This window comes from Colwellia psychrerythraea, assembly GCF_000764225.1.
In the GTDB taxonomy this organism is placed as follows: Bacteria; Pseudomonadota; Gammaproteobacteria; order Enterobacterales; family Alteromonadaceae; genus Colwellia; species Colwellia psychrerythraea_D.
In genome coordinates this window covers 347,876-370,955 of the sequence record NZ_JQED01000015.1, presented here as the reverse complement: position 1 = coordinate 370,955, position 23,080 = coordinate 347,876, and the positions used below count along the sequence as shown (strand labels likewise).

The following is a 23,080-nucleotide window of genomic DNA, read 5'->3' as shown; positions in this document are numbered from 1 at the left end:
GTATTTGTTGTTTTTAATCATTGATTTAGAACAAGTGTTTTATTTTATAGTCACTATAATTACAAAAAATAAAGCTCATAAATTCCAATTTAAAACTTGCAATTCCTCATATTATTAGCTAGCTTGTTTCCTATTGGAAACTTTTGTTCTTCTTCTTTTGAAAGTCTTCGATTAGTTACTAAATAATAAAATCAACGCTAGTTGATACATAAATATAAACAAATTATTACAACAGAGAGAAATTATTATGGAATTTTTAACGGGTTTAATTTCCAGTCTCAATAGCTTGGTATGGGGTGTTCCCATGTTAGTGTTGATACTTGGTGTCGGTTTATTCTTAATGGTCGGCTTACGATTTATGCCTATTATTAAATTAGGTACAGGTTTTAAATTACTTTGGACTGGCCGTATCCCAGATGAAGATAAAAGTGCTAAAGGTGAGATAAGCCCTTTTAATGCTCTAATGACCTCACTATCAGCAACAATCGGTACGGGTAACATCGCTGGTGTTGCAACTGCTATATTCCTAGGTGGCCCAGGTGCTCTATTTTGGATGTGGTGTACTGCTTTAGTAGGTATGGCAACTAAATTCGCTGAAGCGGTTCTTGCTGTACGCTATCGTGAAGTAGATGCCAACGGAAACCACATTGGTGGTCCGATGTACTACATCAAAAATGGTTTATCAAGTAGATGGGGCTGGTTAGGAGGTGCATTCGCACTGTTCGGTTCTATTGCCGCTTTCGGTATTGGTAATACAGTACAAACAAACTCAGTTGCCAATGCACTTGAAAGTAGTTTTGGTGTACCGCCAGTTGCTACCGGTATTATATTAATGGTTCTTGTAGGCTTAGTGCTTATGGGTGGTATTAAACGTATTGGTGATGTTGCAGGTAAGCTTGTTCCTCTAATGGCTATTTTCTACATCAGTTGTGGTGTTGTTGTATTAATCGTTCATGCTTCAGAACTTCCTGCTGCTGTTTCGTTAATTTTTGAAAGTGCCTTTACGGCAACCGCTGCTGAAGGTGGATTCGCAGGTGCTGCTGTATGGGCTGCTATTCGTTTCGGTGTGGCACGTGGTGTATTCTCAAATGAAGCTGGTTTAGGTAGTGCTCCAATTGCTCATGCTGCAGCTAAAACTAACAACCCAGTAGCTCAAGGTCTTGTGGGCATGTTAGGTACGTTCATTGATACTTTAGTTGTTTGTTCAATTACTGGTTTAGCGATTGTTGTTTCTGGTGAGTGGACATCGGGTTCAACGGGTGCAGAATTAACATCTAATGCTTTTGCTACAGCGATACCTTACGGTAACTATATCGTAGCTATTTCTTTATCTGTTTTTGCATTTACTACTGTTCTAGGTTGGAGTGTATACGGTGAGAAATGTGTACAGTACTTCTTTGGTGTTAAAGCGATTATGCCTTTCCGTATTCTTTGGATTTTAGTGGTACCAGTTGGTGCTATTGGTTCATTAGAATTCATTTGGTTACTTGCTGATACGATGAATGCGTTAATGGCAATTCCTAACTTAATCGCTATAGTATTACTAAGTCCTATGGTTATTAAATTAACTCGTGAATACTTTGTTAGTGGCGGCGAAGCTCCTGCTGAAATGACAAAACAAGCAGACTAATTACCTGCTATTTCAAACTATACTTTGGGCCGCCCTTTCTGGGCGGTTTACGGAGATATTATGACTGAATCAAATCAAGATCTGCTGAAAACTCCCTGTTATGACCTTCATATTGAAGCTGGTGGTAAAATGGTACCATTTGCTGGCTATGATATGCCGGTACAGTACGACATGGGTGTTAAGAAAGAGCACTTACATACGCGTGCTCAAGCAGGATTGTTCGATGTCTCTCACATGGGACAATTGAAATTAGTTGGTAAAAATGCTGCGGCTGCACTAGAAACATTAGTGCCAGTGGATATTATCGACTTGCCGCAAGGCAAACAACGCTATGCATTATTTACCAATGATCAAGGCGGTTTACTTGATGACTTAATGGTAAGTAACTTTGGTGAACATTTATTTGTTGTCGTTAATGCCGCATGTAAAGCACAAGATATTGCGCACATACAAAAACATCTCCCTGCAGATGTTGAAATAGAAATACTTGAAGGCCGAGCTTTACTCGCTTTACAGGGTCCTAAAGCAGGTGAGGTATTAAAACGTTTATTACCTGAGTCTGCTGATATGGTGTTTATGGATTCTCGTGTGGTAGATTTTGCTGGCGCTCAATGCATTATAGGTCGTGCTGGTTATACCGGTGAAGATGGCTTTGAAATCTCAATTCCAGGTGAACACGCTGAGCGTATTACTCGCTTAATGTTAGCTGAAGAAGAAGTTGAGTGGATTGGTTTAGGCGCAAGAGATTCTCTTCGGTTAGAGTCAGGTTTATGTTTATATGGCCATGATATTGACCAAACAACGACACCTGTTGAGGCAAGTTTATTGTGGGCTATTAGTAAGATAAGACGTACTGATGGCGCACGTGCAGGTGGCTTCCCCGGTGCTGAGATCATTTTGGATCAAATTGCGACTAAAGATGTAAACCGTAAACGCATTGGCATGGTCGGTTTAGGTAAGGCACCAGTTCGAGAAGGCACTAAGTTATTCAATGCCGATGGAGATGAAATTGGTGTGGTAACCAGCGGTACTGCGGGCCCAACAAAAGGCTCTCCTATTGCTATGGGTTATGTACAAACGCAATATGCGGTACTAGATACTGAGATTTTTGCCGAAGTACGAGGTAAAAAATTACCTATGCTTATTCAAAAAATGCCATTTGTTGAGCAACGCTATTTTAGAGGCTGAAATTAATGGCGCAAGTTAGCAACTCAGTTAGCCTACCTTGAGTCATGCCCTTAACAGAGTTAGATGAAATCTATCATTTAACTCTGTGATTTTTTGTCATACCTGTTAAACCAATCACGTTTAAGAACTTCACATTACCTTTGTTTCCACTACTTAAAACCATTAGATCTAGCACTCATGGTACGTAAGAGAATATAGGGTGATTTATACTTAACTATAGGTAATCTTTGACTATACTTTATTCGAAATTATAGATTCAATTGTATTTTGCCTAGTACATTAGGATGTATTTTAAAGAAAAGAAAAAATAAGATATCAATTGATTGTTTAGCTAGGACACTTATTGAGCCTACAGATACCTTTTACCGAATGGATCAATAAATCAGTCCGACGGGTATGACACACAGGTAATGATAAATGATAAAATTTTTAACTGGTTTAATACTGCTGTTAATTAGCTCATCAACCTTCGCCTGTACAGAAAGTAATAGTAAGTTGTTTTTATCTAAACTTCAGTGGGTAACCGAAGACTACCCACCTTATAACTACTTAGATAGCTCTGGTCATTTAGTTGGGGCGGTACCTGATATTTTAGCGATGATTTACAATGAACTTAGGATAAAAAAAAGAGGTAATAACATCATCGTTTTACCTTGGGCTAGGTTGATAATGTATATGGAACGTTACGCTGACTATGCAGCATTTTCTATGGTTACCACCTCTGAGCGAGAAAAGAAATTTAGGCTTGTTCCGCTCCCCATTACAACAAAAATATCTATTATGGCTTTGCAGAGCAATGTTGAAACGCTGAAAGATAAACCTTTTAATGAACTAACTATTGCTGTGGTAAGAGGTGATATAGGTCAAAAATTATTAAATATACAGAATAATCCAGCGATGCAGGTCGAAACCATATCTGCTATCAGTATGTTGGAAATGCTGCTAAGAAAACGTGTAGATGCCGTTGCGTATTCAGAAGATGTTACCTATTACCAACTGCAAAAATTAGGCGTTGAAAAAAGTACTGTTAGTTCTCTTTATTTACTCAAAGATGATTCAGATGTTAATTTTGTTTTTCACAAAGATACCTCGAATTGTGTCATCGATATGTTTGCAAATGAGCTAGCAATACTGAATAAAAAGGGGAAGTTACAACCTATATGGAATAAGTACATTCAGGAGTAAATTGCCGTCCTGCCTGAATGTCGTTAATAAAAAAACTTAACCGAGAGTTATAATATGAAAAAAATGCTTGGATTTAGAAGTGCGTTGATTACCTCCATGAGTGGCTTGATTATCTGCTGTTTATTAGTGTCCAATTGGATGTCTTATAATGAAATTCGTGATAACACAGTTGCAGATGTCAATGAATTATCGAAAGATATGATCCGTTATGAAGCTGATAAAGTTGAAACATGGTTCCAGTCTAAAGCTAAATTAATTGATGAATTGGCTAACAATTATGTGAACGGTTCGTATCAAGATAACTTTGTTGGTATTGCAAGATTAGCTAAAACTGCAGGGGATGTTACCGCCATATATATCGGTTTTGATGATGGAAGAGCATATTCTACGTCGGTTGGTGATGCTTGGGTAGATGGTGTTGCAAAGCTTGAGTTATATGATCCAACAAAGCGCCCTTGGTATAGTCAAGCAAAAGCCAGTAATGTATTAGATATCACTGAAGTTTACCCTGATGCAACCACGGGCAATGATGTTGTATCAATTATTAAGGTGATGAATGATGGTGTCGCTTTAGCAGATATTGAACTCACCATTTTAGGTGATACCGTAAAAGGCATTAATCAACCAGGCGCGATATCTGTTATTACAGATGAAAAAGGAAATGTATTGGCTTCAACGTCTAAAGTGGTCGTCGTGGGCACACCTTTTCGCAATGCTGGTATGGCAGATCTTGAAAGAGCAATGTTGTCTCAAGATGAAATGATGCAAGATTACACCTTAAATGGTGTTGATAAAATTGCTTTTACTAAGTCAATAAAGCTGGTGAATGGTAAAAAGTGGTATTTGTTTGTCGGCATTGATAAATCGGTTGCTTATGCATCTTTAGATACGGCATTAAATCAGGCTATTTTCTCCTCTATTGTTATGATTATTATTGGAATAGCGGTGCTGTTATTGATTTTGCAAGCACTGTATCGACCTATTTTATTACTTAAAGAAATGGTATTTGACCTGTCAAAAGGTAATGGTGATTTAACCTCTCGCTTACCCGTTAAGAACAATGATGATCTTGGAGTTATCTCTGAGAATATAAATCTATTTATAGAAAAGTTACAACGCTTAATGCTTGATGTTCAGCAATCTAGCAGTGAAATTGACGACAGTATAAAAAAACTCAGAGACGAGGTTGATTCGAATGGCACTATCCTTAATGCGCATATGGTGGAAACAGATCAAATAGTTTCTGCTATCGAAGAGATGAGTGTGACGGCTAAAGATGTTGCGCAAAATAGTAACGATACGGCGGCCTTTACGCAAACAACCAATGCACAAGCGTCTAAGTCGAAAGAGTCAGTTGGCGAAGCGACTTCAATAGTCGCGAGATTAGTTAATGAAGTAGAACATACCTCTGATAGCATTTCAGAAATTGAACGAAATACTTCTGATATTAATAACGTATTAAAAGTCATTGGTGACATTGCAGACCAAACTAACTTACTCGCTTTAAATGCTGCTATTGAAGCTGCCCGGGCTGGGGAATATGGCAGAGGATTTGCGGTAGTTGCCGATGAGGTTAGGGCACTTGCTGCTAAGACTCAAGATAGCACTACAGAAATAGAACAGACCTTATTGCAATTACGAGAAGGCTCTAGTTCTGCCATTTCTACCATGGGATCAACTAAATCTACCTGTTTGGAAGTTGCTCAATCTACCGAGGTGGTTGCGAGTGATTTAGGCTCGATTAATGATTCAGTAAGCCAAATTAACGATCTTAACTTACAAATTGCTACAGCGGCTGAAGAGCAAAGTTGTGTTTCTGATGAAATAGCCCGAAATATGACAGCTATTAGCGATATGGCAAATGAGCTCGTGGTTAATGGTAATAACAGTCTTGATCAAACGATAGAATTAGCTAATGCTAATGTTAATCTGAAAGCGTTAGTTGCTCAATTTAAATTAAGTTAATGCTCTGTATTGTTAAATGAGCATTGAAAGTAAGTGAGTGTACAACCAAGAGTATTGAATAACTTGGTTATGCACTCACTTTTTAATTTTCATTTTTCTCTTAGGTCATCATATTATTCTCTAATGACCTGTGTGTTAATGGTATCTTAACTCTTGCACCTTTCCCCAAAATACACGATAAGAAAAAATGGTATAACTGATTATCACAGGGACTACTATAATCGCTCCCCAAAAAATAAAGCTCAATGACTCTGGTGCTGCAGCAGATTGCCATATAGTTAACTTACCCGGCACAATGTAAGGGAAGAAGCTAAAAGCTAAACCGAAGAAGCATAAGGCAAAAATTACCACAGCAGCCACAAACGGACGCCAGCAACCTTTATCATGTTTTGCAGGTAAACGTTTTAGTTGCATCAAGCTGTAAATAAATAAGGCAAAACACAGTATCGGCAAGGGTAAAATATATAGGGTCGTAGGCCAAGCAAACCATTTAGCGTAAACATCGGGGTTAATTAAAGGGTTAACTGCCGAAACCGCTACTATGCCAATAAAGCATAAAATACCGGTCTTTTTAGCCCAGTTAACTGCTTGGACTTGTAAGGCGCCCTCTGTTTTCATGATCAACCAACAAGCACCGATATAAGCATATGCCGCAGCGACGCCAAATGCACTGAGTAAGCTAAAAATATAAGCAGCTAAGGTATCTTCAAAGCCCATCACGTACATGCCAAGCATATAACCTTGACTCATTGCAGCAAGTAATGAACCCACTTTAAATACTTTGTTCCATGTCGCTTTATGGCTAAAGGCAGCTTTAGCTCTAAAATCAAATGCCACGCCACGCAATACTAAGCTAATTAATAAAACAGCCGTCGGTAGATAGAGCTCTTTAAATATATGACTATGAGCCGCTGGAAAAGCAATTAATAACAAACCAATGGCTAATACGAGCCAAGTTTCGTTGGCATCCCAAAAAGGCCCTATAGACGCTATCATTGTATCGCTATCGTCTTTTTGTGTCAGAGGTAGCAATATGCCAACACCCAAGTCATAACCATCTAAAATGGCGTATAACAAGATAGAAAAGCCCATCAATGCAACAAAAATTACCGCCAATGAATTAGCTTCAAACATAATTATTCTCCTTCGTTGTCACCGAATTAATCACAGCTTTAACTTTTTCGTCTTCTGTTATTTCTTCAATTTCAACCGCACGGTTTGCCATGGTAAATAGCGTGTGTAAATAAGCAGTCATTATCACGACATATAAAATAAGATAAAGGGATAGTGATAAGGCAACATTGCCTGGTGCAATATCGGTAGCGGCATCTTTCACCGTTAAAATCCCCGTGACTAGCCAAGGCTGTCTTCCTATTTCAGTAACATACCAGCCTGCTAGGGTTGCAATCCATCCTGAGAAACTCATGGCAACTAACCCTACTAATAACCACCGTGGCAACGGTTTATTCCGCCAAAGTTGTATGCGACCTGTCCACGAAATAAATAGCATTAACATACCAACGCCAACCATTATTCGAAAGGCATAAAATACTGGGGCTACTGGTGGATGATCACCTTCAAATTCATTTAAGCCTTTGATCTCGCCCTGCAGGTCATGGGTTAAAATGAAACTTGCCATATTAGGTATTGCTAGTTCGAAATGGTTGGTTTTTTCTTGTTCATCTGGCACTGCGAAAAGTAGTAGCGGGGCACCTTTTTCGGTATGCCAAACGCCTTCCATCGCGGCAATTTTTTGTGGTTGGTGCTCAAGGGTATTTAGTCCGTGCATATCACCAATAAATATTTGCAATGGGGTTAGAATCATTGCCACGGTTAATGCTATTTTTAAGGTCAGTTTTGGCGCTTTTTTATCATCACCTTTTAGTAATCGATAAGCGCTGATACCAGCAACTAAAAAGGCAGCGGTTAAGCCCGACGCAACAACCATATGTGATAATCGATAGGGAAATGAAGGGTTAAAAATAATGGCTAACCAATCAACAGGAAAGGCAACACCATCTCGCATTTCATGACCCTGTGGCGTTTGCATCCACGAATTAAGCGCTAAGATCCAAAAGGCAGATAAGGTTGTGCCTATGGCGACGATAAGGGTGGATAAAGTGTGAACTCTGGCGGAAACCCTATTCATACCAAATAACATAATACCGAGAAAGCCAGCCTCGAGGAAAAAGGCCGTTAATACTTCATAGCCCAATAGCGGCCCAGCAATATTCCCTACTGTTTCCATGAATTTAGGCCAATTAGTACCAAACTGAAATGACATGGTAATGCCAGTGACAACCCCTATGGCAAAGGTGATTGCAAATATTTTTACCCAAAATCGATAAGCGCGCATCCAAACAGGATTGCCCGTTTGATCAAAACGTAATTTGAAAAAAAATAAAAACCAACTTAACGCTATGGTGATGGTTGGAAAGAGAATATGAAAACTAATATTAGCGGCAAACTGAATGCGTGACAGCATTAGCGTTTCAAGCATAATGGACTCCGTTAGCCCACTACTTACCGATTTATAAGGTTAGGCTTTAAATTGAGAATGTTGTGTAATTGATGGTAATAAAGAAAAGCACTCACTTAACTTTTATTAATTAATTTGTCTTTCAGGTTGATGACTTTAGTCACCCCTGCACCTAACTTCATTAGGGTATTGAGCTTGTCTGGGCTCATGCTTTGTAATTCACCCGCCCAATGAGTGACAGTTTCTAATAGATCATGAATTTCATGCATCTTTTCTTGTGCGTACACTTCTTTGTCATTGGCAGGATCATCGAGTAAATTATCGCGTAAGAGCGAAAGGGTAGGATCCACTTCGCGTTTGCGACGCTCTTCAAAGACACGCGTCGCCATCTCCCAAATGGAACCAGCTGGCGAGTAGTATTCTTTTCTATCTTTAGGCTTGTGCTGAACTTGCACCAAACGCCATGATTGCAGCTCTTTAATTCCCATGCTGACATTGCCACGAGAAATATTAAGTGCTTCAGAAATATCGACAGCAGTTAACGGCTCTTGATGAATAATGAGTAAGCCATACATTTGACCAACAGTACGGTTAAAGCCCCAACGGCTGCCCATTTCGCCACAATGCATTACAAAGGATTCTATTTTTGAAGTCAGTATCATAATAAGTGTTCTGAAATTTCAGTAATTTCTGAAAGTTTAAACTTATATTGATATAGATCAAGTTTTAATTGTATTAATTTTTATTTAGCATCAATTGGCAGGGGGGGAATTTGCTATGTATGAAAAATATCATACTGAGTGTTCTTGCTTTATATTTGTTGTTTTCGAAGAAGTAAGGTGAATATGCATTCGTTATTGCAGTAGTTAACGTCAGTGCTATGAATCAATGAGAGCTGACACTCATGGCGTTTTAGCCCCCAAAAAAAAGCATGTCATCAAGACATGCTTTTCATCAAAATGCAGATTATATGTAATTGTTATACTAATATATCGTGAATATTGGCTAAATCTTTTTTGCCGTTGATGATTTCATCCGGTGTTAATCCAGATAATTCATGCGGGAATACTAACCATTCATCAGAGGTATGAATAAAGTAATCAGGCTCAAAATCAACTTTTGAATTTTGTGGTTTATACCAAGGACAAGCAACACGTACATCTTCTGGCATATTGTTACGCATATTTTGCTTTAACTGCTTAATTAAGGCATCGATACTGCGACCTGAATCAAACACATCATCCACGATTAATAAGCCATCACCAGCGTTCGCATTTTCAATGATGTAATGTAAACCGTGTACTTTAATCTCTTTACTTTGCTGGTTAATACCGTAATAAGAAGAAGTACGAACAGCAATGTGATCGGTTTCTATTTTTTTGAAATCGAAATATTCTTGAACAGCGATACCAATTGGTGCACCGCCTCGCCAAATACCAACAATAAACTGAGGGCGAAAGCCATCTTCAAATACTTTAGCGGCTACACGAAAAGAATCTTCTAATAATTCTTGCGCGGTAATAAAACGTTTTTCCATGCCGAGGAAACCTTGTTAACAAATTATAAATTAAGGGGGGATTATAACCCGACAAAGTAAAATAGTGTACTGCTTGAGTGCTTATAAATAACCAGGGTATCGATTACATCAAACTGGGGCGCTTTAAAGGGGGTGAGCTGAGCTTACTTTTCAAGCAGTAGCAGTGTAGGGTAGGACAATGAAAGCACTTGAGTAGGTTTATTTTTTACTAGCTCTAATGTGAAATTTACTCCCGTGTAGTAATACGGGGGTAAAGTTTTTTCGGAGTTCCTCTGTGTGCGTTAAGTGCCAAGGCCTACAGTGATTTGTCAGTTTTGCGTTTGTTCTTTTTTTTAGCGAAGCGTTAAGAAAAAATAACTACCTGTACTAAGCGAGCGGAGCGATTCATTAAACTTCTAGTCTCTAATCTTTTCTGTACTTCATCGCGTAGCGAATACTCATGAATATTTGTATAAAACAGAAAATTTACTATATTTTAGTTAATACAAATCAAGGATGATTATTATGAGTCGTGATGAATTTAAACGTTTAAATTTTTTATCAGAAAAAGCTATTAATGGCGCCCCCACCCATAGTGAACTTGTTGAACTCAATAAACTTCTAACGATGTGGAATATATCAACAGAATATAATTTGCTTCTATCCTCTTACACTACTAATTCAGAAGGTTAATATTCTTACTAATGATAATTAACTAAATATTATTTTCGTAATAAGCTTTAACTAAAATAATCCTCTTCATGTATTACTAGTGACGATTCTACTAGTTTATGCGCCTTAAAATTTACTTCATGGATGATTATTCAGTAATATGCTCTTTATTCATATTACTGAATAATATCAATAAAAAATTGTTAGACGTTTCCTAAAATAGCTGTCTAATGTTTTTACACTATTTACATTCATCTATTCCCTTAACAACAATAGCCATTAAAAACAAAGCGATACGTGATTGGCATGTATTATGCTTTATATGAATACTATAATTTTATAATGATTTGAGGTTTTATGAAAAAAATATTCTTTTTACTTAGCTTAGTTCTTTCTTTTAATGCATCTGCAGGTCTAATTGTTGATACAACTTTTGAGTTTGGTTGGAGAGGAGATTTCAGCTTTACAGGAAACTTTTCTGGTGAAGATGTAGATAACGATGGCTTTTTACGTTTTGATGAATTAACAAGCATTGTAGAAAATCGTAACAACCACAATCTTAGCACATTATTTGATATTGGTGATATTGATATAGCAAATCAGACTTGGATTCCGAACGGTATAGCTTGGAACGGAACTGCAGATGTTGCTTTCATGACATTTGATAACCGTGGATGGTCTTGTAATACATCAAACGGTTGTAATACAAGATTTACTTCCTTTAATACAGTTAGTAATGCAGTTCCAGAGCCAACATCATTAGCATTATTTGGTCTTGTTTTGGTAGGTTTAGGTTATTCAAGAAAAAAGAAAATTAATCACTAAAAATTTAATTAAGATTATTATTAAGCCTCAGTACTAACTGGGGCTTTTTTATGCTTATGTAAGCGTTATTGGTCAAACTTATCATGAAGCTTATGAGGAAATAATTGAGTATATACTTGCCATAATATATTTAAATTTCTATGGCCTGTAACTTGTGCCATCTCTTCAATACTATAACCTTTCTCAAATAACCTAGAAGCCCCCTTTCGTCTTAAATTATGATAGTAGAAGGTACTTTTTGGGTATTTTACTATTCCAGATTATAGGCTGACCTACCCTACGCCTTTGAAATAGTGTCCTGCACGAGTTATTTCAGGCAATAAAAAAGGATGCAAAAGTATCCTTTTATTTTTCTCTATTTTTTATGTATTCCCATATACGCTAGGGACGTAAATGGGACATCGATAAATTATTCGTTTGTAATCTATTGAATTGCAAATGGTTTCTTTGGTGGAGCGGGGGGGAATCGAACCCCCGTCCAAAAAGCCTACATTCTCGGTACTACATGCTTAGTCGCTCATTTATTTAACCAATTAGACGCCAAGCGACAGGCTTCGTCATGGTGAGCTTGATACTATTTCGCGGTTCAGTCTCAAGCAAACTTCCCTCGCTAACCTATTTGAGGTGACCATCAATCCTCTAACCAATAGGTGAGATTTCAAGGTGATGGCTAGCCTAAGCGGCTAGTGCGAACGTATCGTCGTTAGCAATTATAGTTTTGCGGCTTTTTACCAGGCCAACCGCCCCTGGGCATGCACCTTGAGTTTCGTGAATCTTGTCGAATCCTAGATCCGCCCCAAAGTTTATGTTTTCTTATAGACAAGTTCGATAAGCCTATAAAGCGCATTATACCGCGCTTACCTTAATTAGACAACGTGGTATTTTTTAACCACTTACCTACTAAGTTAACGATCTAAATTTTTGTTTTTCATTAAGCGGCCTTTATCAACGGCCCATTCTCGGTCTTTAATATCGGCACGTTTATCGTGATCTTTTTTACCTTTACCTAAATAGAACTCTAATTTTACCCAACATTGCTTCCAATACATGGCGGTTGCAATCATAGAGTAACCATTGCGTTCAACTGCACCAATAAGTTTATCAAGCTCTTTACGATTAAGTAATAATTTTCTATCGCGATTTGGATCACATACTACATGACTAGAGGCTGCATTAAGCGGCATTATTTCTGCACCTAGTAAATAGGCTTCTCGGTCTTTGATATGTACGTAACAATCAGAAATATTAACTTTGCCACTTCTGATACTTTTAATTTCCCAACCTTGCAAACTCATGCCGCCTTCAAATTTTTCGGTTAGTGCATAGTTGTGCCTAGCCTTTTTATTTAAAGCGATGGTATTGCTGTTAGATTTGTTTTTAGATTTTTTCTTAGCCATCTTTATCATCCATTCCTTTGCCACAATAAGCAGCAAGCGCGGTGATTATACTGAGAATAAATTGCTTTTGCATAAGAAAATTATATTTAGCATAAAAATTTACAGAATACTGCGCTTTTAGTGATGTTTTGCTATTATGTCGGGCATTGAATGGGGGCAACATGTGGAGTAGTAATGCCAACCATAAGTCGAAGTGCTTTAGTGATGTACAGTGTTGATCAGATGTACCAATTAATAAATGATATTCCAGCCTATCCTACATTCTTGCCAGATTGTAATGACAGTAAGGTTATAGACGAAAATGAGCAGTCGGTAACTGCCGCGTTACTTGTTTCAAAGGGGGGATTGAGTAAGTGGTTTACTACCAAAAACACCTTGATATCAAATGAAAAGATTCATTTGTCGCTTGTTGATGGTCCTTTTAAAAAACTAGAAGGTTATTGGTTACTAACGCCTTTAGCTGATGACGCTTGTAAAGTGAGTTTAGAGCTAGAGTATGAGTTTTCCAATAAGATCGTTTCTTTAGCGTTCGGTAAAGTGTTTGGGCACTTTAGTAATAGTTTGGTGCAGGTTTTTACCCAGCGAGCAAAAGACATTTACGGAGTTAATGCATAATTATGGCCACAGATAACAGTGAATTAAATCAATTGGATTGTTCGTTAAACGACGAAAAAGTCACAATTGAGGTTGTTTATGGTGTTCCGCACAAACAAAAAATACTCACCTTAATACTCGCAGCAGGCTCTACCGTTGAGCAAGCCATTTTAGCCTCTGGCGTGATAGATTTGTTTCCTGAAATTGATTTAAAGGTTAACAAAGTCGGGATTTGGAATAAAGCGGCAAAACTATCTGAGGTCGTAAATGATTTAGATAGGATAGAAGTATACCGTCCACTAATAGCTGACCCTAAAGATGTGAGAAAACGTCGTGCGGAAAAAGCTAAGTTAGAAGGTCGTGCAGATAAAACTACCGGTGGGCGAGTAAACCCTTTGAGGGTCGATTCAAATAAATAGGCTTAAATCAATTAATTCTACCGAACATAAAAAAACGGCATCAAAGCCGTTTTTTTATGAATTGATATGAGTTATCTACTTCCCATCTGTAGGTTTCTTTTTCACTTCAGAGTTTTGCTCTACGCCAGCGTTATTTGCATTGGCTGGTTCAGCTTGAACCGTTGGAGCATTGAAAGGGATGTTAAACTTATCAGATAAATCAAAATCACCTGAAGCTGAGATTAATTTATCATTAGAAAAGTTAATGATAAATTGTTTTTTCATGTCGAAGTCTCTGCTGCGACCAGACTTCAACTTGTAAACATAATTCCAAGTATCATTATCAAAAGCATCCACAACAACAGGGCTACCTAATATAAATTTAACCTGCTCTTTGGTCATACCTACTTGTAATTTATCAATGCTCTTTTGTTCAAGGTAATTACCTTGTGGAACGTCGTAACGGAAAACCCAACTAGAACAAGCAGATAACGATAGGGCAGTGATAATAATGGCAACACGAAAATACATAAAATTTATTTACCTTTAAGTAGCTCAATAAAACAGGCTAAAAGTGTGAGCAGGGATAATACCCAAGCCCAGCATGGATTCAAAGCTATTTATTACATCAGTGAAAAAAACTCTATTTACACCACCTTAATGAAAGTAAGTGGTTCACCTGTTCAGATCCCTTTTTACTAAAGTGATGGTATATAAATGAGCCTAACTGGCTAGTAGCTCTTGCGCATTTGCTAAACTGTGTTGAGATATTTTATCTCCTGCAAGCAAGCGAGCAATTTCTTTGACCCGATTAGATTCATTTAGTTCACTTACTTGGGTTTCTGTTAGTTCACCATCCGTTAACTTGCTAACAAAGAGTTGTTGATGACCCTTACATGCCACTTGTGGCAAATGGGTAACACAAATAACTTGGGTATTTTTCGATAGTTGCTTGAGTTTTTTACCGACCATAGCCGCTGTAGGGCCACTGATACCGACGTCGACTTCATCAAATATCAGTGTTGGTGTGATCACTTTATCAGCGAGAATAACCTGCATTGCTAAGCTAATACGTGATAATTCCCCGCCAGAGGCAACTTTATGCATTGCCTCAAGGGCTTGTCCAGGGTTAATACTGACTTGAAAGCTAATAGCATCTATGCCATTGGTATTGATTACATCTTTGCTGTCGTCTTGCTTTTTATTATTGCCGACATCAATAACAAATTGTCCGTGGGGCATATTCAATTCTTGCATGCTTTTACTAATCAATTTGCTCAATTTTTTAGCTGATTTTTGTCGTGACGTTGATAAAACTTCAGCACTTTCATTGTAGTGCAGCTTAGTCTGCTCCAATTCTTCAATAATTGTGTTAATTCGCGTTTCATCAGAGGATATTGAAGCGAGTTGCTGTTTTAATTCATTATGGAAGTTAACTAAGTTTTCTGGTGAAATCTGGTGCTTTTTAGCTAACTGTACTGCGGTAGAGTATCGCTCTTCAATAATAGCGTAACTTTGAGGGTCTAGTTCTAACTGTTGATAGTAATGCGTTAAATCGTTATTTGCTTCGTCTAATTGGATGAGGGTATCTGACAATATAGTAGCAACATTACTCAATTGATTATCAACGCGGGCAATCGAATTAATATTTTCACTGCACTCTCTGAGTGAATCTAAGATATTAAAATTATCATTTTCAGATAAACTCTGTAATGTACTGAGCGTGGAGTCTAATAAATCTTGTGCATTACTGTGGCGTTTATAATCTTTCTCTAGAGTAGCAAACTCATCGGGTTGTAATGAAAATTCATCAAGTTCAGTCACTTGATACTGAATAAGTTGCTGCTCAGCTTCACGCTGCTGTTTACTTTGATGCAGCATCTCCAACTCTTTATTAAGTTTATTCCACTGCTGGGCATAGTGCTTTACCGCACTAAGCAAAGGGGCATGATTGGCATAGTTGTCTAGTAAACGACATTGCTGATTGGCTTTAACGATAAGTTGATGATCATGCTGACCGTGGATATTAATTAATAATTGGCCAATCTCTTTTAATTGCACTAAAGGAACTTGGCTGCCATTGATAAAAGATTTTGAACGTCCTTCCACTGAGATAACACGGCGTAGTATGCATTCATTCGCCTGTTCAGAAACAAGTTCATGCTGCTTCAACCAAGCGCGAGCCATTTTGTTTTTCTTTATTTCAAAGGTTGCGGCTAAATCAGCTTTTTTGCAGTTTGGTCTAACAACATTGGTTGTTGCCCTATCACCTAAACATAAGCCCAGTGCATCAATAGCAATTGATTTCCCTGCACCAGTTTCACCGGTAATGGTTGTCATTCCGGATTGCCAATCAATATCTAATGAACGGACAATAGCAAAATTTTGAATGTTAAGTTGCAGCAGCATAGTTAACCCTTGGCAATAAGCATGAGTAAAAAACCAGTAACTGTTAATTTATACAGTAACTGGTTTTTATTCAAGTTTATTTGTAATTATTTTTATTTGCTATGTCGGGTTATTTTACAAAGTCTATGATGGTCAGGTTTAAATGAATATGTATCATTTTGAAATTGTTTAATATTTATGCTCTGGCATTCATTATGCTACGTAAACTTGGTAAATCTATATTTTTAATTTGTTATTTAAATAATTATGAGGTCATTATGAGTAAATTTATATCGATCATCCTAGTAACATTTACATTATTTAGTTTTAATACATTCGCATCATTAATAGGAGATGAGGTTTTTCTTACATGTATGCAAAGTTCTGGTTCCGATCACGAGCTTTGTGAAGATAATGGAGCATTTCCTTCTATCGTCAGTGCTGGTATAGAGTATCCTGATTACTTCGGCTTTGAAAACTCATTATCAATTAACGTCAACGCTGACTCTATTGACGTTACTTTTGAAAATGGTCCCTATTGTGGTTGGTTTACTTGTGACGGGCAAGGTTTCTTGGAATTTTGGCTTACTGATTTAGATTGGGTAAGTATGCCATCTGGTTTCATTACCGGTATAAATGTGGTTACCAATATGACAGGAGTTCAAACAGGATTTAATGACCACAGTGTTCATTTTGCATTACCAGAAACAACAGTTAATTCTAATATGTTTCTTCATATTGACATACTTACAGATCACTCTGACGTTCCTGAGCCATCAACCTTTGCTATTTTTGTATTAGCTTTGATTGGTCTAGCATCACGTAGATCATTGGGTTCTAGTTTAAAGTAAACTTGGAACCCAAATATGTTGAGACTAATACAGGTTACTTTTTATGACTAAGTAGCATAACGAGACTAATAAAGCTTGTTACCCCAGCTTAATTTATTTCGTAAAACATTGAAGTAATCATGATCTAAAGGGTGAATTAAGCGAATACTGCATTCACTCTTTTTGATAATAACTTCATCACCAGGCATTACTGTTAAAATAACATGACCATCGCAACTCACTTGCAAATTCTCGTGGTTATCGTTGGCTAGTATTAGCTTAATTTCACTATTACCATCAACAACAATAGGACGACTGGTTAACGTATGCGGAAACATTGGTACCAGTGATAATGCATTTAAGTTGGGCGTTAAAATAGGTCCACCCGCAGACATTGAGTAGGCCGTTGAACCCGTTGGTGTTGAAATGATTAATCCATCAGAGCGCTGACTAAACATAAAGATGCCGTCAATATAAACTTCAAACTCAATCATGCTGGCGACTTTGCCCGCATGGAGTACGGCTTCGTTCACTGCGCTATTAGAACTTTTAAGTTTTCCATGGCGATAAACTTCGGCTTCAATAATAAAACGTTGTTCACTGCGTGACTTACCCGCCAATATTTGCTCTAACGGCTCAATGATTTCAGAAGGAGAAAGATCGGTTAAAAACCCTAAGTTGCCACGGTTTACGCCAATTACACCAATATCAAAACAAGCCAAAACGCGTGCTGCGCCAAGCATATAACCATCGCCACCAATAACAATGGCTAGGTCTGCAATTTCGCCAATATCGGTTAATGTGCCGGTTTTCATCTTTTTTATATCAAGTGATTGTGCGACTGACGCCTCTACAATAACTTGATACTTATTTGCTAATAAATATTTGTGTAATGTTTCGATTGTGGCACTGGCGCCATCATGATTTGGCTTGCCAATAAGGCCAATAGTTTTATAGTGTTGAGCCATAACGGTTATTTACTTTGTTTGCTGGGATTAAGGGCAGTTTCGCTGGAATTTGTTCACTTGTAAAGTTCACTTTTTACAAAATGTTTTTAAATCATGCTTGAATCATTTTAGAGAGTCCCCATAATGTCACCAATAGTTATAAAATTAAGGTCTTTCCATGACAACTGAATCAACAAAAAACAATGAAGAGTTAAATGAAGAGTTATCTGCAGAGCAATTAGCTGATGACATAGTAAAAGAAGCTGAAGAGCAAGTAGAAGAGCAGCATGAACACGCTCATGAAGTGATTAGTGCTGAACAAGAAAAGATCAATGAATTAGAGTTAGCCTTAGCTACAGCACAGTCTACAGTTGCTGATCAAAAAGACTCCGTTATCCGTGCTAAAGCAGAAGTAGACAATATTCGTCGACGCGCTGCTCAAGACGTTGAAAAAGCACGTAAATTTGCTTTGGAAAAATTTGCGGGTGAAATGCTAACGAGTGTTGATAATTTAGAGAGAGCACTTCAAAATATTGATAAAGAAGATGAAAGTAATAAAGGTATAATTGAAGGCGTTGAATTAACGTTACAAGGTTTAATTACTTCTTTAGATAAATTTGGTGTTAAAGCGGTAGATCCTCAAGATCAACCATTTAATCCTGAACTTCACCAAGCTATGTCAATGCAAGAAGTGCCAGGTGTAGCGCCAAATACGGTTATTGCCGTCATGCAAAAAGGTTACGAGTTAAATGGTCGTTTGATTCGACCTGCAATGGTAATGGTATCTAAAGCCGCACCAAGTGTTGATGCTACAGCGTAATAAACTACACGCCTCAAACTAACAGTGATTAACTAAAAAAGTAAAGAGCCTAGCTCTTTACTTTTTTTTTGCCTGAATTTTGTGCTGTTTGAAAAAAAGCAGTTATTTCTGAAATATCTTCGTGGAAACTAGGTCTTTTACAATACCATTCCTTTAAACACTCTTTGTCTATCATGCATCATATTTTTAAACCCCTGCTAGTTGTTCTTGTTAGCCTTTTTATGACGGCCAGTTTTACGGTAAACGCAAGTGAAATGGCAAAAGCTTGGCAATTGAAAACACAAAGTGGTGAAATAATTAGTTTAGAGCAATATGCCAATAAGCCAGTGATTCTGCATTTTTGGGCAACGTGGTGTCCTTATTGTAAAAAACTACAGCCAACTTTGGTCGCGTTGCAAAAAAAATATCAAGCACAAGGTGTTGAACTTATCTCAATTAGTTTTAATGAAGACGAAGGTGCTTTGCCACAAGATGAAATACATCGAAGGGGTTACTCTTTTTTAACTGCTGTGAAGGGAGAAGATGTCGCTCGGCGTTATGGCGTAAGAGGAACGCCAACAACATTCTTTATTAATAGAAAAAATGAAATAATTTGGAAAACGTCGAGTTCAGACAAAGCTGACCCACGTTTTGAGCTAGCGCTACAAGAAATTATTAAAAAGTAAAAAGAGTACTTCCTTCCTTAAAACGGGTATTAAAGGTAATTTTTTCGAGCAAAATTACCTTTTTTCGACTGTTTTTTGCTTATTCCAAACAAAAAGCCAATTTTTTTAAATTTTTCTATTGAAAAGCATTTTGCCGACCCCACTTACTATTCAACAAACAATTTAATTAATATTTTTTTGCTTTTTGTAAGCAAGAATAATGAATAGGAGCTCCCAAGATGGGCAAAATTATTGGTATTGACCTAGGAACAACTAACTCATGTGTTGCTGTTTTAGATGGCGACAGTGTACGTGTTATTGAAAATGCTGAAGGCGATCGTACAACTCCTTCTATCATCGGTTATACCGCTGAAGGTGAAACATTAGTAGGTCAACCTGCTAAGCGTCAATCAGTGACTAACCCTGAAAATACTTTATTCGCTATCAAGCGTTTAATCGGTCGTCGTTTCGAAGACAAAGAAACACAACGCGATATCGAAATTATGCCTTTTGGTATTGTTAAAGCTGACAACGGTGATGCTTGGGTTAAAGTTAAAGACGAAAAAATTGCTCCACCTCAAGTTTCTGCAGAAGTTCTTAAGAAAATGAAGAAAACTGCTGAAGATTTCTTAGGTGAAACAGTAACTGAAGCTGTAATTACGGTTCCTGCTTACTTCAACGATTCACAACGTCAAGCAACTAAAGATGCTGGTCGTATTGCGGGTCTTGATGTTAAACGTATCATCAACGAACCAACGGCTGCTGCTCTTGCTTACGGTATGGATAAAGCAAAAGGCGATAAAGTTGTTGCTGTTTACGATTTAGGTGGTGGTACTTTTGATATCTCTATCATCGAAATTGATGAGATGGATGGTGAGCACACGTTTGAAGTATTAGCGACTAACGGTGATACTCACTTAGGTGGTGAAGATTTTGATAACCGTCTAATCAACTACCTAGTAGCTGAATTCAAAAAAGACCAAGGCATGGACTTAACGGCTGATCCTCTTGCGATGCAGCGTCTTAAAGAAGCAGCAGAAAAAGCAAAATGTGAGCTTTCTTCAGCACAACAAACAGATGTTAACTTACCTTACATCACTGCTGACGCTTCTGGTCCTAAGCACATGAACATCAAAGTGACTCGTGCTAAGTTAGAATCTTTAGTAGAAGATATGGTTAAAGCGACATTAGAGCCGCTTAAAGTTGCGCTTAAAGATGCTGATTTATCAGTAAGTGACATCGATGATGTTATCTTAGTTGGTGGTCAAACTCGTATGCCACTAGTTCAATCAGCGGTAACTGATTTCTTCGGTAAAGAGCCACGTAAAGATGTTAACCCTGATGAAGCGGTTGCTTCTGGTGCTGCGGTACAAGCAGGTGTTCTTTCTGGTGATGTTACTGACGTTCTTCTTTTAGATGTAACGCCATTATCATTAGGTATCGAGACTATGGGTGGTGTGATGACTAAAGTTATCGACAAAAACACAACTATCCCAACTAAGCAATCTCAAACATTCTCAACGGCTGACGATAATCAAGCTGCTGTAACTGTTCATGTATGTCAAGGTGAGCGTAAGCAAGCTTCAGCAAACAAGTCTTTAGGTCAATTTAACCTTGAAGGTATTGAACCAGCACCACGTGGTACGCCTCAAATCGAAGTAACTTTCGATATCGATGCTGATGGTATCTTGCATGTTACTGCTAAAGATAAGAACACAGGTAAAGAGCAAAAAATCACTATCAAAGCTTCTTCTGGTTTATCTGATGATGAAGTAGAGCAAATGGTACGTGACGCTGAAGCTAACGCTGATGCCGATGCTAAGTTTGAAGAACTTGTTCAAGCGCGTAACCAAGGTGACGGCATGGTTCATGCTACTCGCAAGCAAGTTGAAGAAGCTGGCGATGAGTTACCTGAAGACGAAAAAGAGAAAATCGAAGCGGCTGTTAAAGAGCTTGAAGAAGCTGTTAAAGGCGATGATAAAGAAGCAATTGAAGCTAAAACTCAAGCGCTTATGGAAGCATCAGCTAAATTAATGGAAATTGCTCAAGCTAAGCAACAAGCTCAAGGCGCGCCAGAAGGTGCTGCTCCTGAAGCTGAAGGTGCTGCGCCAGCAGATGACGTAGTAGATGCAGAGTTTGAAGAAGTTAAAGACGACAAATAATTATTTTTGAACAGCTAAGCTGTCGTTATATTACTTAATTTCTACGTCGAAGGTACTTACGTATAGTCATACGCTCCGTACCTTCTTCTTGAACTAAAGTAATTTAACCTAACCTTAGCATTCAAAGAAGTTAAACTTTGTCATCTTTGAAAAGCGTCGATATTACTCGGCGCTTTTTGTGTATAAGAAATCAGTAATTAATTTTAAAATTGGTGCTGATTTTCTTGATTTTTTTCGGACTACTTCTAAAAAATGAAGAAAATTAGTCTCAATCAACTTGAAGTAAAGAAACAAATTTATGTCAAAACGTGATTATTATGAAGTATTAGGGGTTAGCCAAGACGCCTCTGAGAAAGAAGTTAAAAAAGCTTATAAAAAGTTAGCCATGAAGTATCATCCTGATCGTACTGCAGGTGATAAGGCTAAAGAAGAAACGTTTAAAGAAGTTAAAGAGGCTTATGAAGTGCTCAATGACGATCAAAAACGTGCTGCTTACGACCAATATGGTCATGCTGCTTTTGAACAAGGTGGTCACGGTGGTGGCGGTGGATTTGGCGGCGGCGGTGGCTTTGGCCAAGACTTCGGTGATATCTTTGGCGATATTTTTGGTGGCGGCGGTGGTCGCGGACGTCAACGTCAGCAACGCGGTAGCGATTTACGCTATAACGTAGATTTAACCTTGGAAGATGCGGTTAAAGGTAAGAGCTTAGAAATCAAAGTACCGACTTATGTAAGCTGTGAACCTTGTGATGGCTCTGGTGCTAAACCTGGTACTTCAGCAAAAACCTGTAGCACTTGTCATGGTCATGGCCAAGTACAAATGCGCCAAGGGCTATTTGCTGTTCAACAAACTTGTCCTACGTGTAGCGGTAAAGGTAAAGTTATTGCTGATAAATGTACTTCATGTCGTGGTCAAGGACGTGTTGAGAAGACGAAAACGTTGTCAGTTAAAATTCCAGCAGGCGTTGATACTGGCGATAGAATTCGTTTGTCTGGTGAAGGTGAAGCCGGCGAGCATGGTGCACCAGCAGGCGATTTATATGTTCAAGTGAATGTACGAGATCATGACATCTTTGTACGTGATGAAAACCACCTATATTGTGAAGTGCCTATTAGTTTTGTAACAGCTGCTCTTGGTGGGGAAATTGAAGTACCAACTTTAGGGGGCAAAGTTAAGCTTAAAGTGCCTAAAGAAACCCAGACAGGTAAAATGTTCCGCCTACGTGGTAAAGGTGTTAAGTCGGTACGTAGTTCTTCTACGGGTGACTTGATGTGTAAAGTTGTCATTGAAACACCAGTTAACCTATCAGGTGATCAAGCTGACTTATTACGTCAATTAGAAGAAAAAATGGCCAGCAGTAATAAGAAGCATAGCCCAAAAGAAACAGGCTTCTTTGATGGTGTTAAGAAATTCTTTGATGATCTTAAAAGCTAATACGT

21 protein-coding genes, 1 other RNA gene and 1 pseudogene are annotated in these 23,080 nt (G+C 38.0%); 13 read left to right on the top strand and 10 right to left on the bottom strand.

Translation table 11 applies throughout. From position 1 onward, the window contains the following. The first annotated feature begins 247 nt into the window (after nucleotides 1-247). The 4 genes from ND2E_RS12930 (at nucleotide 248) to ND2E_RS12945 (ending at nucleotide 5,968) form a co-directional block, all read left to right on the top strand. Nucleotides 248-1,630: an alanine/glycine:cation symporter family protein gene (locus ND2E_RS12930; RefSeq protein WP_033093423.1), complete on the top strand. Its 1,383-nt coding sequence runs from the start codon at nucleotides 248-250 to the stop codon at nucleotides 1,628-1,630. 60 nt (nucleotides 1,631-1,690) lie between these two features. Beyond that, nucleotides 1,691-2,818, top strand: coding sequence for a glycine cleavage system aminomethyltransferase GcvT (gene gcvT / locus ND2E_RS12935; protein WP_033093422.1), 1,128 nt, complete (start codon nucleotides 1,691-1,693; stop codon nucleotides 2,816-2,818). Nucleotides 2,819-3,235: 417 nt separating this feature from the next. Then, nucleotides 3,236-4,003: a substrate-binding periplasmic protein gene (locus ND2E_RS12940; RefSeq protein WP_033093421.1), complete on the top strand. Its 768-nt coding sequence runs from the start codon at nucleotides 3,236-3,238 to the stop codon at nucleotides 4,001-4,003. Between the two features lie 54 nt (nucleotides 4,004-4,057). Further along, nucleotides 4,058-5,968: a methyl-accepting chemotaxis protein gene (locus ND2E_RS12945; RefSeq protein ID WP_033093420.1), complete on the top strand. Its 1,911-nt coding sequence runs from the start codon at nucleotides 4,058-4,060 to the stop codon at nucleotides 5,966-5,968. A 135-nt stretch (nucleotides 5,969-6,103) separates the two neighbouring features. Here ND2E_RS12945 and cydB read toward each other — a convergent pair whose 3' ends face one another. The 4 genes from cydB to ND2E_RS12965 all read right to left on the bottom strand — a co-directional run bounded on the left by cydB (nucleotide 6,104) and on the right by ND2E_RS12965 (nucleotide 9,984). Further along, nucleotides 6,104-7,102: a cytochrome d ubiquinol oxidase subunit II gene (cydB, locus tag ND2E_RS12950; protein ID WP_033093419.1), complete on the bottom strand. Its 999-nt coding sequence runs from the start codon at nucleotides 7,100-7,102 to the stop codon at nucleotides 6,104-6,106. After that, a complete protein-coding gene (locus ND2E_RS12955; RefSeq protein WP_033093418.1) occupies nucleotides 7,095-8,468 on the bottom strand; it encodes a cytochrome ubiquinol oxidase subunit I in 1,374 nt (457 codons plus the stop codon). The genes cydB and ND2E_RS12955 overlap by 8 nt, the downstream gene beginning before the upstream one ends. 95 nt (nucleotides 8,469-8,563) lie before the next feature. After that, nucleotides 8,564-9,109, bottom strand: coding sequence for a GbsR/MarR family transcriptional regulator (locus ND2E_RS12960; RefSeq protein ID WP_033093417.1), 546 nt, complete (start codon nucleotides 9,107-9,109; stop codon nucleotides 8,564-8,566). A gap of 317 nt (nucleotides 9,110-9,426) precedes the next feature. After that, a complete protein-coding gene (locus ND2E_RS12965; RefSeq protein ID WP_033093416.1) occupies nucleotides 9,427-9,984 on the bottom strand; it encodes a phosphoribosyltransferase in 558 nt (185 codons plus the stop codon). Between the two features lie 504 nt (nucleotides 9,985-10,488). Between ND2E_RS12965 and ND2E_RS23075 the strand changes: the two genes are divergently transcribed. Further along, nucleotides 10,489-10,656, top strand: coding sequence for a hypothetical protein (locus ND2E_RS23075; RefSeq protein WP_190277818.1), 168 nt, complete (start codon nucleotides 10,489-10,491; stop codon nucleotides 10,654-10,656). Between the two features lie 336 nt (nucleotides 10,657-10,992). After that, nucleotides 10,993-11,460, top strand: coding sequence for a PEP-CTERM sorting domain-containing protein (locus ND2E_RS12970; protein ID WP_033093415.1), 468 nt, complete (start codon nucleotides 10,993-10,995; stop codon nucleotides 11,458-11,460). Nucleotides 11,461-11,525: 65 nt separating this feature from the next. Here ND2E_RS12970 and ND2E_RS22675 read toward each other — a convergent pair. The 3 genes and pseudogenes from ND2E_RS22675 to smpB all read right to left on the bottom strand — a co-directional run. Continuing rightward, nucleotides 11,526-11,684, bottom strand: a pseudogene (locus ND2E_RS22675) (tyrosine-type recombinase/integrase); the annotation flags it as partial. A 224-nt stretch (nucleotides 11,685-11,908) separates the two neighbouring features. Continuing rightward, nucleotides 11,909-12,258: a transfer-messenger RNA gene (ssrA, locus tag ND2E_RS22670) on the bottom strand. 107 nt (nucleotides 12,259-12,365) lie between these two features. Beyond that, nucleotides 12,366-12,857 (bottom strand): SsrA-binding protein SmpB, encoded by a 492-nt coding sequence (gene smpB, locus ND2E_RS12975; protein ID WP_033093414.1) that lies wholly within the window; start codon nucleotides 12,855-12,857, stop codon nucleotides 12,366-12,368. Nucleotides 12,858-13,031: 174 nt separating this feature from the next. On the opposite strand from smpB, the gene ND2E_RS12980 reads away from it, so the two are divergent. Further along, a complete protein-coding gene (locus tag ND2E_RS12980; protein ID WP_033093413.1) occupies nucleotides 13,032-13,472 on the top strand; it encodes an SRPBCC family protein in 441 nt (146 codons plus the stop codon). 2 nt (nucleotides 13,473-13,474) lie between these two features. Further along, nucleotides 13,475-13,870: an RnfH family protein gene (locus tag ND2E_RS12985; RefSeq protein WP_052056415.1), complete on the top strand. Its 396-nt coding sequence runs from the start codon at nucleotides 13,475-13,477 to the stop codon at nucleotides 13,868-13,870. 75 nt (nucleotides 13,871-13,945) lie between these two features. Here the strand turns inward: ND2E_RS12985 and ND2E_RS12990 are convergent, their stop codons facing one another. Together ND2E_RS12990 and recN are read right to left on the bottom strand one after the other, a co-directional pair. Beyond that, the gene (locus ND2E_RS12990) at nucleotides 13,946-14,380 is read right to left on the bottom strand and encodes an outer membrane protein assembly factor BamE (RefSeq protein WP_033093412.1); all 435 of its coding nucleotides are present in this window, start codon (nucleotides 14,378-14,380) and stop codon (nucleotides 13,946-13,948) included. 192 nt (nucleotides 14,381-14,572) lie between these two features. Beyond that, entirely contained in the window at nucleotides 14,573-16,258 is a 1,686-nt protein-coding gene (recN, locus tag ND2E_RS12995; RefSeq protein WP_033093411.1) for a DNA repair protein RecN, read from the bottom strand. 353 nt (nucleotides 16,259-16,611) lie between these two features. Here recN and ND2E_RS13000 point away from each other — a divergent pair, with 353 nt between their 5' ends. Next, nucleotides 16,612-17,088 carry a PEP-CTERM sorting domain-containing protein gene (locus tag ND2E_RS13000; RefSeq protein ID WP_033093410.1) on the top strand — a complete coding sequence of 159 codons (477 nt, stop codon included), beginning with the start codon at nucleotides 16,612-16,614 and terminating at the stop codon, nucleotides 17,086-17,088. Nucleotides 17,089-17,153: 65 nt separating this feature from the next. Here the strand turns inward: ND2E_RS13000 and nadK are convergent, their stop codons facing one another. Next, the gene (nadK, locus tag ND2E_RS13005; protein WP_033093409.1) at nucleotides 17,154-18,035 is read right to left on the bottom strand and encodes an NAD(+) kinase; all 882 of its coding nucleotides are present in this window, start codon (nucleotides 18,033-18,035) and stop codon (nucleotides 17,154-17,156) included. 157 nt (nucleotides 18,036-18,192) lie between these two features. On the opposite strand from nadK, the gene grpE reads away from it, so the two are divergent. The 4 genes from grpE (at nucleotide 18,193) to dnaJ (ending at nucleotide 23,075) form a co-directional block, all read left to right on the top strand. Continuing rightward, entirely contained in the window at nucleotides 18,193-18,834 is a 642-nt protein-coding gene (gene grpE, locus ND2E_RS13010) for a nucleotide exchange factor GrpE (protein WP_033093408.1), read from the top strand. Nucleotides 18,835-19,055: 221 nt separating this feature from the next. Then, nucleotides 19,056-19,499, top strand: a complete 444-nt coding sequence (locus ND2E_RS13015; protein ID WP_223303578.1) for a peroxiredoxin family protein — start codon at nucleotides 19,056-19,058, stop codon at nucleotides 19,497-19,499. A 218-nt stretch (nucleotides 19,500-19,717) separates the two neighbouring features. Next, nucleotides 19,718-21,640 (top strand): molecular chaperone DnaK, encoded by a 1,923-nt coding sequence (gene dnaK / locus ND2E_RS13020; protein WP_033093406.1) that lies wholly within the window; start codon nucleotides 19,718-19,720, stop codon nucleotides 21,638-21,640. A 298-nt stretch (nucleotides 21,641-21,938) separates the two neighbouring features. Then, nucleotides 21,939-23,075 carry a molecular chaperone DnaJ gene (gene dnaJ, locus ND2E_RS13025; protein WP_033093405.1) on the top strand — a complete coding sequence of 379 codons (1,137 nt, stop codon included), beginning with the start codon at nucleotides 21,939-21,941 and terminating at the stop codon, nucleotides 23,073-23,075. Nucleotides 23,076-23,080: the final 5 nt, after the last annotated feature.

Excerpts from the sequence above, each read along its gene's own strand:
- ND2E_RS12930 (WP_033093423.1), top strand. The coding sequence starts at position 248 with ATGGAATTTTTAACGGGTTTAATTTCCAGTCTCAATAGCTTGGTATGG.
- gcvT (WP_033093422.1), top strand. The coding sequence starts at position 1,691 with ATGACTGAATCAAATCAAGATCTGCTGAAAACTCCCTGTTATGACCTT.
- ND2E_RS12940 (WP_033093421.1), top strand. The coding sequence starts at position 3,236 with ATGATAAAATTTTTAACTGGTTTAATACTGCTGTTAATTAGCTCATCA.
- ND2E_RS12945 (WP_033093420.1), top strand. The coding sequence starts at position 4,058 with ATGAAAAAAATGCTTGGATTTAGAAGTGCGTTGATTACCTCCATGAGT.
- cydB (WP_033093419.1), bottom strand. The coding sequence starts at position 7,102 with ATGTTTGAAGCTAATTCATTGGCGGTAATTTTTGTTGCATTGATGGGC.
- ND2E_RS12955 (WP_033093418.1), bottom strand. The coding sequence starts at position 8,468 with ATGCTTGAAACGCTAATGCTGTCACGCATTCAGTTTGCCGCTAATATT.
- ND2E_RS12960 (WP_033093417.1), bottom strand. The coding sequence starts at position 9,109 with ATGATACTGACTTCAAAAATAGAATCCTTTGTAATGCATTGTGGCGAA.
- ND2E_RS12965 (WP_033093416.1), bottom strand. The coding sequence starts at position 9,984 with ATGGAAAAACGTTTTATTACCGCGCAAGAATTATTAGAAGATTCTTTT.
- ND2E_RS23075 (WP_190277818.1), top strand. The coding sequence starts at position 10,489 with ATGAGTCGTGATGAATTTAAACGTTTAAATTTTTTATCAGAAAAAGCT.
- ND2E_RS12970 (WP_033093415.1), top strand. The coding sequence starts at position 10,993 with ATGAAAAAAATATTCTTTTTACTTAGCTTAGTTCTTTCTTTTAATGCA.
- smpB (WP_033093414.1), bottom strand. The coding sequence starts at position 12,857 with ATGGCTAAGAAAAAATCTAAAAACAAATCTAACAGCAATACCATCGCT.
- ND2E_RS12980 (WP_033093413.1), top strand. The coding sequence starts at position 13,032 with ATGCCAACCATAAGTCGAAGTGCTTTAGTGATGTACAGTGTTGATCAG.
- ND2E_RS12985 (WP_052056415.1), top strand. The coding sequence starts at position 13,475 with ATGGCCACAGATAACAGTGAATTAAATCAATTGGATTGTTCGTTAAAC.
- ND2E_RS12990 (WP_033093412.1), bottom strand. The coding sequence starts at position 14,380 with ATGTATTTTCGTGTTGCCATTATTATCACTGCCCTATCGTTATCTGCT.
- recN (WP_033093411.1), bottom strand. The coding sequence starts at position 16,258 with ATGCTGCTGCAACTTAACATTCAAAATTTTGCTATTGTCCGTTCATTA.
- ND2E_RS13000 (WP_033093410.1), top strand. The coding sequence starts at position 16,612 with ATGCAAAGTTCTGGTTCCGATCACGAGCTTTGTGAAGATAATGGAGCA.
- nadK (WP_033093409.1), bottom strand. The coding sequence starts at position 18,035 with ATGGCTCAACACTATAAAACTATTGGCCTTATTGGCAAGCCAAATCAT.
- grpE (WP_033093408.1), top strand. The coding sequence starts at position 18,193 with ATGACAACTGAATCAACAAAAAACAATGAAGAGTTAAATGAAGAGTTA.
- ND2E_RS13015 (WP_223303578.1), top strand. The coding sequence starts at position 19,056 with ATGACGGCCAGTTTTACGGTAAACGCAAGTGAAATGGCAAAAGCTTGG.
- dnaK (WP_033093406.1), top strand. The coding sequence starts at position 19,718 with ATGGGCAAAATTATTGGTATTGACCTAGGAACAACTAACTCATGTGTT.
- dnaJ (WP_033093405.1), top strand. The coding sequence starts at position 21,939 with ATGTCAAAACGTGATTATTATGAAGTATTAGGGGTTAGCCAAGACGCC.